We start from the raw sequence: 14,306 nt of genomic DNA, 5'->3' as shown, positions 1-14,306 counted from the left end.
TGGATTAAAGCATGTGGCGTACGTCATCAATATTGCTGATCACGTTGTAAATTTCTTCAATGTGTTTGCCACTAGTAACTGTTGCTACAAGGCTTACTGACTCGTAATTACCTTTGCTGCTTGGTTTTACTTTAGGGGCGTAATCGCCAGGTGCTATTGGTTGTAACTTAGCTAAAATTTGATCAGTTAAGTTTACGTTAGCTAAACCCATTATTCTGAATGTAAATGGGCAAGGGTACTCTAAGTACTCATCAAATTTTGTATCTTTAACAGGTTGAACCACGACGGTGACTCCTCAAACAAATAAAGTATTGGCTCTGAGCAAAATGCTAGGCGCTAAACTGAAAGGGTTATGACAATCTTGAGCTAATGCTGCTTTTTTGGAGTGCCAAAAATAACAACTCAATATGATTGCTTTATATGGGGCGCATTCTAGCATTTTTCAAGCAAAAAAAAACGCCTCATAATAGAGGCGTCTCGTTTAACTTTCACAATAGCTGTGAGTTTATTTTTACGTCTACATTATTTGTAAACGTAAGTAGTCATAAATCTTACTAAAGAAGCTGCCTTCTTCCACTTCTTCAAGTGTTACTAGTGGGTATTGAGCAATGTCTTCACCCTCTAATTGTAAGAATAACGTACCTACTTTAGTGCCTTTAGCGAGTGGTGCTTCAAGCGTGTTATCTAGCTCAAAGTTAGCTTTAAGGTTTTTATGTTGACCACGTGGAATAGTAATTGGTGTATCTTCTAAAATACCTAAAGATACATTTTCTTTGTTACCCATCCAAATACGTTGCTCAGCAAAGCTATCGCCGGCCTTGTACGGGGTAATTGTTTCATAGAAACGAAAACCGTAGTTAAGTAGTTTTTTATTTTCCACTTTACGAGCACGTTCGCTTGAAGTGCCCATTACAACGGCAATTAAACGCATACCATTTTTAGTTGCTGAAGTGACTAAACTGTAGCCAGCTTCCGAGGTGTGGCCTGTTTTTATACCGTCTACGTCTAAGCTTTCATCCCATAATAGCGAGTTACGGTTATATTGCTTAATACCGTTATAAGTAAACGACTTTTGTTTATAAAGTGCGTATTCATCCGGTACGTCACGAATAAGTGCTGCGCCTAAGGTTGCCATATCGCGTGGAGTAGTATAATGCTCATTCGTATCAAGGCCGTGGCTATTGATAAAATGGCTGTTACTCATACCTAATTTAGTAGCATGTGCATTCATTAAATCAGCAAATGCGCTTTCACTTCCAGCAATATGTTCAGCCATTGCAACACAGGCATCATTACCAGATTGAATAATAATGCCGTGATTAAGCTGATCAACACTAATTTGCTTGCCTACTTCAATAAACATCTTAGACGATTCTGGGAAGTTTTTAGCCCATGCTTTTTCACTCACAGTTACCATATCTGTTGGTGCAATATTGCCGGCTTTAATTTCAGTACCAATTACATAACTGGTCATCATCTTAGTTAAGCTTGCTGGGGCTAGCTGCGTATCAGCTTCACCTTGGGCAATTACTTTACCTGTTGTAAAGTCTACTAAAAAATAACCTTTTGCATTAACTTGAGGTGGTGCCGGGATAATTTGGGCGCTGGCTGAAAATACGGCGGCTGTACAAACTAAGCCGCATACACCTTTGAGGATTTTATGTTTAATAGATTTCATCATACTCATTAATGGTTAAAGTTAAAGGTTCGCGTTACGCCATTTTAAAGGTCTTACTGAGTGTAAAGCAAGAACGCGTTTTGAAATTGATTTTGTTTTAATTTTTTTAATACTTCGTCTGCATGAGGGGTATCTTTTATTGGCCCTAAATGCAGTCTGTAAATATCGTCTTTTTGCACGATATTTGTTGGTAATTTGTATTGCTCTCGCAATGTACTGGCAAGCGCTTCAATATTAGCAAGTGTACTACCTGCAGCTACCTGAATATAGGTTTGACGGGCAGTTGCGCCCGCAAGCTTAACGGCTTCTAGCTTAACCCTTGCTGTACCATGGGTGTAATAGCCTAGCTTGTAAGCGGCAGCGTACGAAAGATCAATTACTCTATCGTCATGAAATGGGCCGCGGTCGTTCACGCGCACGATTACTGATTTACCGTTCGCTGTATTGGTTACTTTAACAAAGCTAGGTAACGGCAGTGTTTTGTGCGCAGCAGTCATGGCAAACATATCGTAGGTTTCACCATTAGAGGTGTGATAACCATGAAATTTACGACCATACCAAGAGGCAATGCCTTCCTCAGAGTAGCCTGACTCATCAAGCATTGGCGAATAACTTTTACCAAGCACTGTATATGGACGACTTGCACTGGCGCTTTTAGTAACATCAGTGATTATTGCGTCTTGCATTTCAAGTGCAGTTGGGGCTCTAAGTGGTGCTGAATCATGGCGCATATGGTAGCGGTTACTTGAACTACTACATGCACTTAAGGTGAGTATTAAAAAAACAGTTATTAGAACACGCAAAGTGAATTTCATTATTTTAAAAGCATCCTTTTATCTGTCGCTATTGACATAATAATGCCAAAGCCAGCCATGAGCGTCACCATCGATGTTCCTCCATAACTGATTAGAGGCAAAGGAACTCCTACAACAGGCAATAACCCTGATACCATACCTATGTTTACAAATACATAAACAAAAAATGTCAGAGTGAGTGCACCTGCCAGTAATTTACCAAATGCATCTTGCGCATTAACGGCAATGTACAAGCCTCGGCCAATAATAAATAAGTACAGGCTAAGTAAAACACATACGCCGAATAAGCCAAACTCTTCGCTTAAAACCGAAAATATAAAATCAGTATGACGCTCTGGTAAAAATTCTAATTGCGATTGTGTACCAAGCAGCCAGCCTTTGCCTTCAACACCACCAGAGCCTATTGCTATTTTTGACTGAATAATATGGTAACCGGAACCAAGCGGATCGCTTTCGGGGTCTAAAAAAGTAAGTACACGTTGTTTTTGGTAGTCGTGCATACCATAGTGCCAAAATGGCCATGCAGCAAGCGCAACAACAGAACTTAAAAAGCCGATTAAGCGCCAGCTTAAACCGGATAAAAACAACACAAATATACCCGAACTCGCAATAAGTATAGAAGTACCTAAATCGGGCTGTTCTTTAATTAATAATGTCGGAAGCATTACAATCATAAAGCCAATAATTAAATGCAGTGGGCGGGGTGGTAAGTGGTTTCTGCCTATGTACCAAGCCACCATCATTGGGACGGCTAGCTTCATTAGTTCTGATGGTTGAAAGCGAGTGATCCCCAAGTTTAACCAGCGTTGAGCGCCTTTTGAGCTGACCCCAAATAAAAGTACACCCACCAGCATGAGTAAGCCAACACAGTAAAGTGGGATAACTAAACGTTTAAGTGTTGCTGGAGAAAATTGGGCTAGAATAATCATGCCTATAACGGCTCCGCCCATGCGAGTCATATGGCGGATCATCATTGCTGTATCTTGCCCGCTTGCACTATATACAACGGTAATACTGCCAATCATCATGATAAGCAAAGCGATGAGTAATGGTAGGTCTAGATGCATTCGCATCCATATGGATCGTTTATCGTGTAAAATGGTCATTATTTTATATTCCCTGCAAGTTCAACAGGATTAGCTGCAAAATAGTAGTCCATTAATTGACGAGCAATTGGCGCACCTACCGAGCTTCCGCCCCCAGTGTTTTCTACAACGATAGAGAGCACAATTTGTGGGTTGTTATAAGGTGCAAAACCAACATAAATGGCGTTATCACGCTGACGCTCTTTTAATGATTTAGCGTCGTAACGTTCGCCTTGGGCAATGCTAACTACTTGCGCAGTACCTGTTTTACCCGCCGGATCGTAGCTTACACCTTTAAAAGCTTTGTGTGCGGTACCTGTTACTTTTTTTACCGTGTTATGCATTGCATCAATTGCAATGCGCCAGTTATCAGGGTTTTTAAGTATTACCGGCGGTTTTTCATCACCGTTAATTTGCGTTACTTGATCTTCTTTTTTTGCAACTTGGGCTAAATGCGGTGGATGATTAATCCCTTTATTAACAAGAATATTCGTTGCGTTAGCAATTTGAATCGGGGTTGCCGTCCAATAGCCTTGTCCAATACCTACAGAAATAGTATCACCTCGCCACCATGATTCTTTAAAGCGGCCTTCTTTCCATTCTTTTGAAGGTAAAATTGCAGTGGTTTCTTCATGAATATCAATACCGGATAAATCACCAAAGCCAAATCGCGCCATAAAATCGCTTATTTTAGTAATACCTAAGCGATAAGCTGCATCATAAAAATAAGTATCGCACGACTCTTCAATCGCTTTATATACATCAACATGGCCATGACCCCAGCGTTTCCAATCGCGCCATTTATGTTCCACATTTGGTATTTCAAAAAAGCCAGGATCCCAAATAGAAGTGCTTTCACTTACAATATTTTCTTCAAGGGCTAAAATTGCCATGTGAGGTTTAACAGTCGAAGCTGGCGCGTAACGACCTTGTGTTGCTCGGTTAATTAGCGGGCGATCTTGGTTAAGCAATGCTTTGTAGTTTTTGCTACTTATACCATGTACGAATAAATTTGGATCGTAGCTTGGATTTGAATAAAGTGCGAGTACGCCACCATCTTTTGCATCCATAACGACGATAGCGCCGCGCATATCCTTAAGCGCATGTTGTGCTATTTGCTGTAGCCCAATATCAAGCGTAAGTACAATATCACTACCAGGCTTAGGTTGGATCATACTGAGTGTGCGAATAACGCGGCCGCGATTATTTACTTCTACGCGCTGGGAGCCTACTTCACCGTGTAATAATTGTTCATAATATTTTTCTATGCCTAATTTTCCAATATCGTATGTGGCTCGATAATTGGTTGCTTGACCTTCTTGATCTAGTTTATTAAGTTCTTTTTTATTAAGCTTTGCCACATAACCGAGTGCATGGGTTAGGGTATCGCCAAAGGGGTAGTAGCGGGCTAGGCGTGCTTCAATACTAAAGCCTGGGAATTTATGTTGATTTACAGAAAACTTAGCGACTTCAGTTTCGTTTAAGCGTGCTTTAAGAATTTGCGATTTGAAACGCCGAGTGTGTTTAATATCTTTTAAAAAATCTTCTTTTTCTTGCTCACTAATAGTAATTATTTTACTGACTTGATCGAGCGATTCGGTTAAATCGTTTACATCTTCGGGAATGACTTCAAGATTGTAAACTGGTTTGTTTTCAGCAAGGAGTACACCGTTACGGTCGTAAATTAAACCACGGTTGGGTGCAATAGGAATAACTTTAATACGGTTGTCATTAGAGCGGGTTTGGTAATCTTGATGGTTCTCTACTTGAATTTTATATAGGTTTGACAGCAAAATAGCCACCATAGCTAATACAAAAACAAAACCCACAAATGCTCGCCTAGCAAATAAATTTGCTTCTGCGGAGTGGTCACGAATAGTGGGTCTATGTTTTAGCATGGCAAGGCATTACTCGCGATGATAAGGATGGTTGTTATTTAAGCTCCAGCCTCTGTAAAGGCTCTCTGCAACAATAATACGCACCAAGGGGTGCGGCAATGTTAAATTAGATAACGACCATTTTTGCTCAGACGCTGCAATGCACTCTGGAGCAAGCCCTTCAGGTCCGCCAATAAGTAAACTTACATCGCGGCCATCGAGTTGCCATTTTTCCATATTTTTAGCAAGTTGGTGAGTATCCAGTGCTTTCCCTGTTACCTCTAACGTTACAATACGATTGCCTTTTGGAATAGCCGCTAATGTTTTTTCACCTTCAATGTGTAAAATGCGCTTTATGTCTGCGTTTTTGCCACGTTTACCGGCAGGGATTTCAATTAACTCAAGGGCCATATCTTTAGGGAAACGGCGCTGATATTCTGCAAATCCCGTTTCTACCCATGCTGGCATTTTTGTACCAACAGCAATCATTTGTATTTTCACGTATTACTTCCAAGCATTGTCTAAAATGAGTGCGTGTTTAGCCCCACAGTTTTTCTAGATCGTAATAGCTACGTGCTTCGTTTTGCATCACGTGTACAACTACATCACCTAAATCAACCAGTGCCCATTCGCCATCGCCTTCACCTTCATAACCTAATGGTTCTGAATCTGCGTGACGCGCTTCTTTTGCTAAGTGATCGGCAATTGACTGTACGTGACGTTTAGAAGTACCAGAACAAATTACCATGTAATCTGTAATATCTGATGTCTTTGTTACGTCAATATGAACGATGTCACGTGCTTTCATATCGTCAATTTTATCCATTGCAAAGGCGAGTAGTTGTTTTGAATCCAAGGTTTTGTCTCAATTTAAAAATTTAATGGCGCGCATTTTAACACGCTAGGCGTTTTTAAGCATCAATTTGATAGAGTTGATGCTGTTCTATGTAATGACTCACTGCAGCGGGTAATAGTTCATTCTTTTTATTGCTTTTTTTCAGTTGTTCGCGAATTGTACTCGAAGCAGCATCGAGCATTTTACCCGGTAAAAAATAAAGTTTACCAGCAAGTGAGTGCTCAAGTAAGGTTGCTTCGTCTACATTCGCATCTTGCATATAGCCTTTTAGTTCACCACTTGCAGTACAATGTTGAGCAGGGCGCTGATATACCACAATATGACAAAGCTGCGTAATTGCCTTCCACTCAAACCATTTATCGAGATTGTTAAATGAGTCCATACCAATTAAAAATAAGATAGGTGTAGTAGGGTGCTCTTTACGAAGTTCTTGCAAGCTAAGTAACGAATACGATGGGCCGGCTCGGTTAAGTTCTCTTAAATCGAGTTTAAAATGAGGGTAGGGCGCAATAGCCGCGTTTAGCATATTAATACGGTGCTGCGTACTAATACCAGGCGCTGCTTTATGCGCCGGTAATGCACAAGGCATAAAATAAAGTGTGTTTAAATTAAACGCAGTAACACATTGCTGCGCCATATTTATATGGCCTAAATGGACAGGGTCGAAAGTGCCACCAAAAATTGCGATCATTTAACACCTATTAGCTATTTATTAATTAACCGCGTGGCACGGCATAGGAATGTTGAGCGGCTGGCAAAATTTAATACAAATATGAGCAAGCGCTTGGTAAGGGGCAATTAAATTACCTTGCTTATAACTGGCATCAAACAAAGCTACATCACTATTTATTTGTTCAAGTGTGTGTATGTTTAAGCGGTTAATTGCGTTTTGAACTGGCCCTTGCTGGTTTTTCCAAATAGCATTTTGTTTAAATAAATTAGCGATTGGTTCGCCATTTAATAAACCAAGTTGCACATTTATTAGCGTATTAAGCTCTTTGGTTATAGCCCATAAAATACTCACCACTTCGGTGTTATCGCTGGCAAGTTTGTTTAATACTTTTATAGCTTGTTTAGCGTGGCCATTTAATAGTGCATCGCTTAAATCAAAAATATCAAACTTGGCTTGGTTTAACAGCCCTTGCATTACTAATTGCTGAGTAATTAATGCATTGCCGTGCAGTAGTGAGAGCTTTTCAAGCTCTTGGAAGCACGCTAATAAGTTACCTTCTGTGGCATTTATTAAACTCAGTTTGGCATCGTTTTGCATGTTGAGCGATAAGCGTTGGCACTGTTCATCAAGCCATCGTTTTACATGCGTGCCGGTAAGCGGGTAGCAAGGTACAAATACGCCTTGCTTATCAAGGGCTTTAAACCATGCACCGCGTTGTACTTCTTGGCTGGCTTTAGCGCCTTTAACAATTAAAATAGTATCTGGATTAACCAGCTCAATTACTTTTTTAAAGGTGTTGCTGCCAATAACGCCTGGTTTTTGTTGGTTTAAATCAAGCTCAATAATAGTGCGCGCGCTAAATAGTGACATGCTTTGATATTGAGCTATGATTTCTTGCCAATCGAATCCTTGCATTAAAGTAAACTTAATTACTTCGTCAAAGCCTTGTGCTTTAGCACTGTCGCGAATTTGTTGTACGCACTGTGCTTCTTGAAAAGGCTCTTCCCCAAACACTAAATAAAAGGGCTTTAGCCCTTTATTTAATTCACTCGGTAGTTGATTAGCATAACAGCGCATTATAGTTGCGACAGCTCTCTAACAATACGACGACTGGCTTGCTCACGGATCTCGCTAATGAGTAGCTCAAGCTCTTTTGCTTTAGCTAGCGCATGATCTGGATCGTCTTGGTAATTACGGTAAAGCTCAAAGCGCTTTTCAATGGCTTTTTCGCCAGGGCGTTTAACTACATACGATACGCCATAAGCGAGTTCGTATTCAGCTACTTGACCATTTTGAAATAACGATAGTGTTTGACGTTCAATACTTTCTTTATACAAATATAATTGGGCTTTATCTTTATCTTTAGCTGCTGATATTAGCTCTACATTACTCGCTCTTAGCTCGTTTTTAAGGCTTTCAAATAAGGCTGACTTTTCATCATCACCTACAAGAGTTAGCTGTTTTAGGTTATCAGGCATGCTAGAGGCTTTTTTTAGATGAAACCCGCAGCTAGTTATCAAAAAACAGACTAGCACTAAGGCTAGTCCGTTTTTAATGGCGTTAAATGCAGCCATATTAGTTAGCTACCACGTTAAGTAGCTTGCCTGGTACGTAAATGATTTTACGAATGGTTGAGCCATCAGTAAATTTAGTTACATTAGATTCTGCAAACGCAAGGGTTTCTACTTGCTCTTGCGTTGCATCAGCTGCAACGGTTAACTTAGCGCGGAGCTTGCCGTTTACTTGTACGATGATTAGTTTTTCATCTTCAACAAGTGCCGACTCATCAACTTTTGGCCATGCAGCATCCAAAATCTCACCTTCTTTACCTAACTCTTTCCAAAGCTCGTGCGATAAATGTGGCGTAATAGGTGCAAGCATAATAATAAGCGCTTCTAATGCTTCGTTTGCAATTGCTATATCTTGCGTATCTATTAAAGGTGCTTTTAATAATTTATTAGAAAGCTCCATAATAGCTGCAATGGCGGTATTAAAGGTTTGACGACGTTCAACATCATCAGTCACTTTAGCAATCGCTTTGTGTAAGTCGCGACGTAATACTTTTTGTGGGTTTGTTAGCGCTGATTTATCAAGTGCTTGGTAACCTACTGTTTTAACGTCTACCGCGTATTTCCATACACGTTTTAAGAAGCGATGCGCGCCTTCAACACCTGAGTCTGACCATTCAAGCGTTTGCTCTGGTGGTGCTGTAAACATCATGAATAAACGCACAGTATCTGCACCATATTGGGCAATTACATGTTGCGGGTCTATACCGTTGTTTTTAGACTTGGACATTTTGCTCATGCCTGATGAGAAAACTGGCTCACCGTCCTCTTTATGCCATGCTTTAGTCACGCGGCCTTTATCGTCGGTTTCAGTGTTTACATCACTTGGCGAAATCCAAATATCGCCGCCTTTTTCATCTTTACGATAAAATGTTTCAGCAAGCACCATACCTTGACAAAGTAAGCGGTCAAACGGCTCGTCTGAATTTACTAAACCAAAGTCACGTAATAATTTATGGAAAAAGCGCGAGTACAATAAATGTAAAATAGCGTGCTCAATACCACCAATGTATTGGTTTACTGGCAACCAGTAGTTAGCAGCTGCGGGATCTAGCATGCCTTCGTCGTAGCGTGGGCTACAGTAGCGTGCGTAGTACCAAGAAGACTCCATAAAGGTGTCAAACGTATCAGTTTCGTGAAACGCAGGTGCACCATTTACGGTAGTTTTAGCCCACTCTGGGTCTGCTTTAAGTGGTGAAGTTACACCGTTCATTACCACATCTTCAGGTAAGCGAACGGGTAGCATATCTTCTGTTGCTGCAAGCTCTTTACCATCTTCGTCGCTAAGCATTGGGATTGGTGAACCCCAATAACGTTGACGGCTAACACCCCAGTCACGCAGGCGGAAGTTTACTTTGCGCTCACCCACACCGAGAGCTTCTAATTTATCCGCAATGGCTTTAAAACCAGCGTCAAAATCAAGGCCGTTAAATTCACCTGAATTTACAAGTACGCCTTTATCAGTAAACGCTGATTCTTTAAGGTTTACTTCAAGGTCTGAACCTTCAACCGGTGCAATGACTTGTTTTATATCAAGACCGTAAGCGGTTGCAAACTCAAAGTCGCGTTGATCGTGTGCAGGTACTGCCATTACAGCGCCTGAGCCATAATGCATTAATACAAAGTTAGCGACCCAAATTGGTACTTGCTCGCCCGTTAATGGGTGAGTGGCGTAAAAGCCTGTTGCTATGCCTTTTTTCTCCATTGTTGCCATGTCTGCTTCGGCAACTTTGGTGTTTTTGCATTCTTCAACAAACATTGCAATAGCATCGCTATTTTTAGCCGCTTCTTGTGCAATAGGGTGACCACCGGCAACAGCAACATATGTAACACCCATAAAGGTATCTGGACGAGTTGTGTATACGCTAAATGTTTCGTCGTTATCGGTGCGTTTAAATTCAATATCACAGCCTTCAGAGCGGCCAATCCAGTTGCGCTGCATTGTTTTAACTTGCTCTGGCCAATCTTCCAACTGATCTAAGTCATCTAGTAGCTCTTGTGCGTAATCAGTAATTTTAATAAACCACTGTGGAATTTCTTTTTGCTCAACCACAGCGCCTGAACGCCAACCGCGACCGTCAATAACTTGCTCGTTAGCTAATACTGTTTGATCCACTGGATCCCAGTTAACTGTAGACATTTTTTTATACACTAGGCCTTTTTCGTAAAGCTTAGTGAAAAACCACTGTTCCCACTTGTAGTACTCTGGGTGACACGTCGCAATTTCGCGATCCCAGTCATAGCCAAAACCTAATTGCTTAAGCTGTGTACGCATGTAATCAATGTTTTCGTATGTCCACTTAGCTGGTGCTGTTTTGTTTTTAATAGCGGCGTTTTCTGCAGGTAAACCAAACGCATCCCAACCCATAGGTTGCATTACGTTTTTGCCTTGCAGGCGCTGGAAACGAGAAACAACATCACCGATGGTGTAGTTACGTACATGACCCATATGCAGTCGACCACTCGGATAAGGAAACATAGAAAGGCAGTAATACTTTTCTTTATTCTCATCTTCAGTGACTTTAAATACCTGGTTTTCTTCCCAGTAGCTTTGTACTTTTGACTCTATATCTTGCGGGTTATATTGCTCTTGCATCTATGGTTCCAGACTTCTTGCAAACTAATAAAAAATTGCCGTTAGGATACCCCAAATAAAACACTATTCACAGCGTCAAAAACATGCTTTTATTAAATTGTAACTTTCAGTGCAGGTTAACCTGCTTTTTTATAATGTAGTTAGCTAAATACATAAGTTACAGACTGATTTAACAGCAATTTTGAAGGAGTAAAAAATGACTGATTACAAAGCATGGCTTAGCAGTTTTACTAGTTGGCTAAAAGATGTAAAAGATCATGGTGTAAAAGATGTAGTTACTGGGTTTGTTGAATCTGAGCAAGCAATCAAAGATTTAAGTCAAGAAAGGTATGAACTTTATAAAAGTTACTTAAAGCATGATATTGAACACATTATTGAGCACGAAGCTTATTACAATTCGCTTGCATGGCAAGAACTTAAAGAATCTTTATGGTTTGAACTCTCGCACATAGAAGATAAAACACAACTAGAGTGGCAATCTTTAAGCCAAGATTTTAAGCACAATGGGGTGTATCACGCAGGCGAATGGATAGCCATGGGCACATTAGTATGTAAGAATTGCAACCATAGCCACGACATTTATCACGCAACGCAAATAATACCTTGCACGCAATGTGATGGAATCTACTTTAGTCGTAAGGCGCTGAACCCTTAAATATTGGTATTAGGTGGCTGCGTGCCACTTAATACGCCCAAAAGCCAGTGAATATGCTGGTAAACAAAGAAGTTAGAATGACGAAAAAATTGCTGCCACTATCTGTTTCAAAGCTCGCACCGAGTATTTCTAGTAATCATGTACATACATGCATGAGTAACCCGTACCCAGAGCAACTTACTTTTATAGGCCAACAACGTGCCCAAAGTGCGCTCGACTTTTCATTAGGTATGGATTTACCTGGCTATAATGTTTATGTAATGGGCGAAGCGGCTCATGGACGTTATACGCTAGTCAAAGATAAACTTAAACAACACGCAAAAGACAGAGCAACGCCTAATGAATGGTTGTACGTAAATAATTACGCCGATCACCGTGAGCCTATCGCACTTTTTATGCAAGCAGGGCAAAGTAAGCAACTTAGCGACGACATAGACTCATTCTTAGATGAAGTGCTCGACACTTTTCCAGCGGCATTTGATAATCCAGCGTACCAACGCAAGAAAAAATCAATCGATCGCGAGTTTAACGACGCTTACGACAGCGCAATTACCGCAGTTGAAATCGCAGCACTTGAGCAAAGTGTTGCTCTAGTAGAAGAAAAAAGCTCAGTGGGTTTTGCACCACTTGTTGATGGAAAACAATTGAGCGACAGTGAATTTGGTGAGCTTGAAGAAACATTGCGCGAAGCGTTTTTTGAAAAAATCGAAAAGCTAGAAGATGCATTAATAGAAGCGTTAATAGAGCTACCACGGTGGAAACGCGAATCAAAAGAAAAACTTCGTAATCTTAAAAAATCGACCGCAGAGCAAGCCACTAAACCACTTTTAAAAGACTTAGAACATAAGTACGCGACACACATTGGCGTACTGCGTTATTTAAAAGATATTCGCGTTGAAATTATCGACGCGGTACTTGAATGGCTAGATGACGAAGACGAAAGCGAAGAAAGCAAAGAAGACTTTGACCGCAAAGGTATGCTTACCGACTTTTTTGCACCTAACATTTTAGTTGAATTTAAAGAAGACGACGCAGCGCCAGTCGTTTATGAGCCAAACCCAACCTTTGGTAATATATTTGGTAAAATTGAATACGCTACATCCCAAGGTACATTGATTACGAGTTATCGCTCAATTCAGCCCGGTGCATTGCATCGTGCCAATGGTGGTTACTTAATAATGGATGCCGAAAAAATAATGGCTAATCCACAAGTGTGGGATGGTTTAAAGCTGTGTTTAAAAACACATCAAATAAAAAATGATTTACCCTATCAAGACAGCACAGTCGGGACAAGTTTTACGCTTCGCCCGCAACTTATTCCACTTGATGTGAAGATTATTTTATTGGGATCGCGCGAGTTGTACTACACCATAGGTGAATACGACGAAGAATTTGCTGAGCTATTTAGAGTACTTGCCGATTTTGATTACTACTTACCAAGTAGCGATAAATTACAGTACCAGTTTATTACCAAAGTGACTGAGTATTGCGAGCAAACATTAAAATGCACTGCTACAGAGGCTGCTATGGTACGGTTACTTAAATTTAGTTACCGCCAAGCTGAGCATCATAATAAACTCTCGGCGCGCTTTGCTGATGTGCTTGAATTAGTTGCTGAAGCGAGTTATTACGCGAAACAAGATAACTTAACGGTTATTGATGCATACCATATTGACGAAGCCATTGAAGGCAAACAATATCGTACCGGTCAGATCAGCGAAAACATGCTTAGCGATATAAAAGAAGGCCATACACTTATTGCAACCGATGGCCAAGCTATAGGTAAAGTAAATGGTTTAACAGTACTACACATTGGCGATACCTCGTTCGGTACCCCTGCGCGTATTACGGCAACTGTTTATGCAGGCGCCGATGGCGTAATAGACGTTGAACGCGAAGCCGAACTAGGTAAAGCTATCCACTCAAAAGGCGTGATGTTGCTTACCGGCTATTTAGGCAATAAGTACGCACAGCAGTTTAGCTTAACGCTTAGTGCTAATATTGCCATAGAGCAAAGTTATGGTTACATAGATGGCGATAGTGCATCTTTAGCAGAGCTTTGTGCGCTTATTTCATCTATTACAAGCCTCCCTATTAGCCAATCTATCGCGCTGACAGGCTCTATTAACCAACATGGTGATGTACAAGCTATTGGTGGTGTAAACGAAAAAATAGAAGGCTTTTTTAAACTGTGTAAAATGCGTGGTTTAACCGGTTCGCAAGGCGTTATTATTCCTAAATCAAACCAAGTTAACTTAGTACTTGATGACGAGATCCTCAATGCGGTAGAGGCGGGTAAATTTAATATTTACGCAGTTGAAACCGTAGATCAAGCGCTTAACTTATTAATGGATATAGAAGCAGGCGATATTATTGATGACCAGTATCCAGAAAACTCAGTAAACGGTATTGCGCTTGCGCGTCTAAAAGAGATTGCCGACATTGTAAATGGCGATAATGACGACGAAAAAGACGAAGAACTAGATAACGAAAAAGGTTAATA

At 40.7% G+C, this 14,306-nt stretch carries 13 protein-coding genes; 2 read left to right on the top strand and 11 right to left on the bottom strand.

Translation table 11 applies throughout. The annotated features are described in order from the left end of the window. Window positions 1–4: 4 nt before the first annotated feature. From ybeD to leuS, 11 genes are all read right to left on the bottom strand, one after another. Window positions 5–283 carry a DUF493 family protein YbeD gene (gene ybeD / locus LOS73_RS15655; RefSeq protein WP_002958517.1) on the bottom strand — a complete coding sequence of 93 codons (279 nt, stop codon included), beginning with the start codon at window positions 281–283 and terminating at the stop codon, window positions 5–7. 234 nt (window positions 284–517) lie between these two features. Then, a complete protein-coding gene (locus LOS73_RS15650) occupies window positions 518–1,678 on the bottom strand; it encodes a serine hydrolase (protein ID WP_007378250.1) in 1,161 nt (386 codons plus the stop codon). A gap of 53 nt (window positions 1,679–1,731) precedes the next feature. Further along, the gene (locus tag LOS73_RS15645; RefSeq protein WP_457933952.1) at window positions 1,732–2,493 is read right to left on the bottom strand and encodes a septal ring lytic transglycosylase RlpA family protein; all 762 of its coding nucleotides are present in this window, start codon (window positions 2,491–2,493) and stop codon (window positions 1,732–1,734) included. Then, window positions 2,493–3,599 (bottom strand): rod shape-determining protein RodA, encoded by a 1,107-nt coding sequence (rodA, locus tag LOS73_RS15640; protein WP_033015254.1) that lies wholly within the window; start codon window positions 3,597–3,599, stop codon window positions 2,493–2,495. Before rodA ends, LOS73_RS15645 begins: the two co-directional genes overlap by 1 nt. Next, window positions 3,599–5,476 (bottom strand): penicillin-binding protein 2, encoded by a 1,878-nt coding sequence (mrdA, locus tag LOS73_RS15635; RefSeq protein ID WP_033028520.1) that lies wholly within the window; start codon window positions 5,474–5,476, stop codon window positions 3,599–3,601. The genes rodA and mrdA overlap by 1 nt, the downstream gene beginning before the upstream one ends. Before the next feature lie 9 nt (window positions 5,477–5,485). Further along, window positions 5,486–5,956 (bottom strand): 23S rRNA (pseudouridine(1915)-N(3))-methyltransferase RlmH, encoded by a 471-nt coding sequence (gene rlmH, locus LOS73_RS15630; protein ID WP_002958522.1) that lies wholly within the window; start codon window positions 5,954–5,956, stop codon window positions 5,486–5,488. Window positions 5,957–5,993: 37 nt separating this feature from the next. Beyond that, a complete protein-coding gene (rsfS, locus tag LOS73_RS15625) occupies window positions 5,994–6,311 on the bottom strand; it encodes a ribosome silencing factor (protein ID WP_007378254.1) in 318 nt (105 codons plus the stop codon). Window positions 6,312–6,366: 55 nt separating this feature from the next. Continuing rightward, window positions 6,367–7,002, bottom strand: coding sequence for a nicotinate-nucleotide adenylyltransferase (nadD, locus tag LOS73_RS15620; protein WP_149606206.1), 636 nt, complete (start codon window positions 7,000–7,002; stop codon window positions 6,367–6,369). A 21-nt stretch (window positions 7,003–7,023) separates the two neighbouring features. Beyond that, window positions 7,024–8,061 (bottom strand): DNA polymerase III subunit delta, encoded by a 1,038-nt coding sequence (gene holA, locus LOS73_RS15615; RefSeq protein WP_007378256.1) that lies wholly within the window; start codon window positions 8,059–8,061, stop codon window positions 7,024–7,026. Next, window positions 8,061–8,558, bottom strand: coding sequence for an LPS-assembly lipoprotein LptE (locus LOS73_RS15610; RefSeq protein ID WP_457933951.1), 498 nt, complete (start codon window positions 8,556–8,558; stop codon window positions 8,061–8,063). Before LOS73_RS15610 ends, holA begins: the two co-directional genes overlap by 1 nt. Before the next feature lies 1 nt (window position 8,559). Next, window positions 8,560–11,148, bottom strand: coding sequence for a leucine--tRNA ligase (leuS, locus tag LOS73_RS15605; RefSeq protein WP_008134654.1), 2,589 nt, complete (start codon window positions 11,146–11,148; stop codon window positions 8,560–8,562). Between the two features lie 196 nt (window positions 11,149–11,344). Here leuS and LOS73_RS15600 point away from each other — a divergent pair, with 196 nt between their 5' ends. After that, the gene (locus LOS73_RS15600; RefSeq protein ID WP_007378259.1) at window positions 11,345–11,803 is read left to right on the top strand and encodes a zinc ribbon-containing protein; all 459 of its coding nucleotides are present in this window, start codon (window positions 11,345–11,347) and stop codon (window positions 11,801–11,803) included. 77 nt (window positions 11,804–11,880) lie between these two features. After that, window positions 11,881–14,304 (top strand): Lon protease family protein, encoded by a 2,424-nt coding sequence (locus tag LOS73_RS15595; protein ID WP_457933950.1) that lies wholly within the window; start codon window positions 11,881–11,883, stop codon window positions 14,302–14,304. The last annotated feature ends 2 nt before the right edge of the window (window positions 14,305–14,306 follow it).

The sequence above is a fragment of the Pseudoalteromonas sp. SCSIO 43210 genome (assembly GCF_054133285.1).
This window is presented reverse-complemented; position numbering and strand designations above follow the sequence as displayed.

Coding starts and splice junctions, on each gene's coding strand:
- LOS73_RS15650 (WP_007378250.1), bottom strand. CDS start 1,678: ATGAAATCTATTAAACATAAAATCCTCAAAGGTGTATGCGGCTTAGTT.
- LOS73_RS15645 (WP_457933952.1), bottom strand. CDS start 2,493: ATGAAATTCACTTTGCGTGTTCTAATAACTGTTTTTTTAATACTCACC.
- rodA (WP_033015254.1), bottom strand. CDS start 3,599: ATGACCATTTTACACGATAAACGATCCATATGGATGCGAATGCATCTA.
- mrdA (WP_033028520.1), bottom strand. CDS start 5,476: ATGCTAAAACATAGACCCACTATTCGTGACCACTCCGCAGAAGCAAAT.
- nadD (WP_149606206.1), bottom strand. CDS start 7,002: ATGATCGCAATTTTTGGTGGCACTTTCGACCCTGTCCATTTAGGCCAT.
- holA (WP_007378256.1), bottom strand. CDS start 8,061: ATGCGCTGTTATGCTAATCAACTACCGAGTGAATTAAATAAAGGGCTA.
- LOS73_RS15610 (WP_457933951.1), bottom strand. CDS start 8,558: ATGGCTGCATTTAACGCCATTAAAAACGGACTAGCCTTAGTGCTAGTC.
- leuS (WP_008134654.1), bottom strand. CDS start 11,148: ATGCAAGAGCAATATAACCCGCAAGATATAGAGTCAAAAGTACAAAGC.
- LOS73_RS15600 (WP_007378259.1), top strand. CDS start 11,345: ATGACTGATTACAAAGCATGGCTTAGCAGTTTTACTAGTTGGCTAAAA.
- LOS73_RS15595 (WP_457933950.1), top strand. CDS start 11,881: ATGACGAAAAAATTGCTGCCACTATCTGTTTCAAAGCTCGCACCGAGT.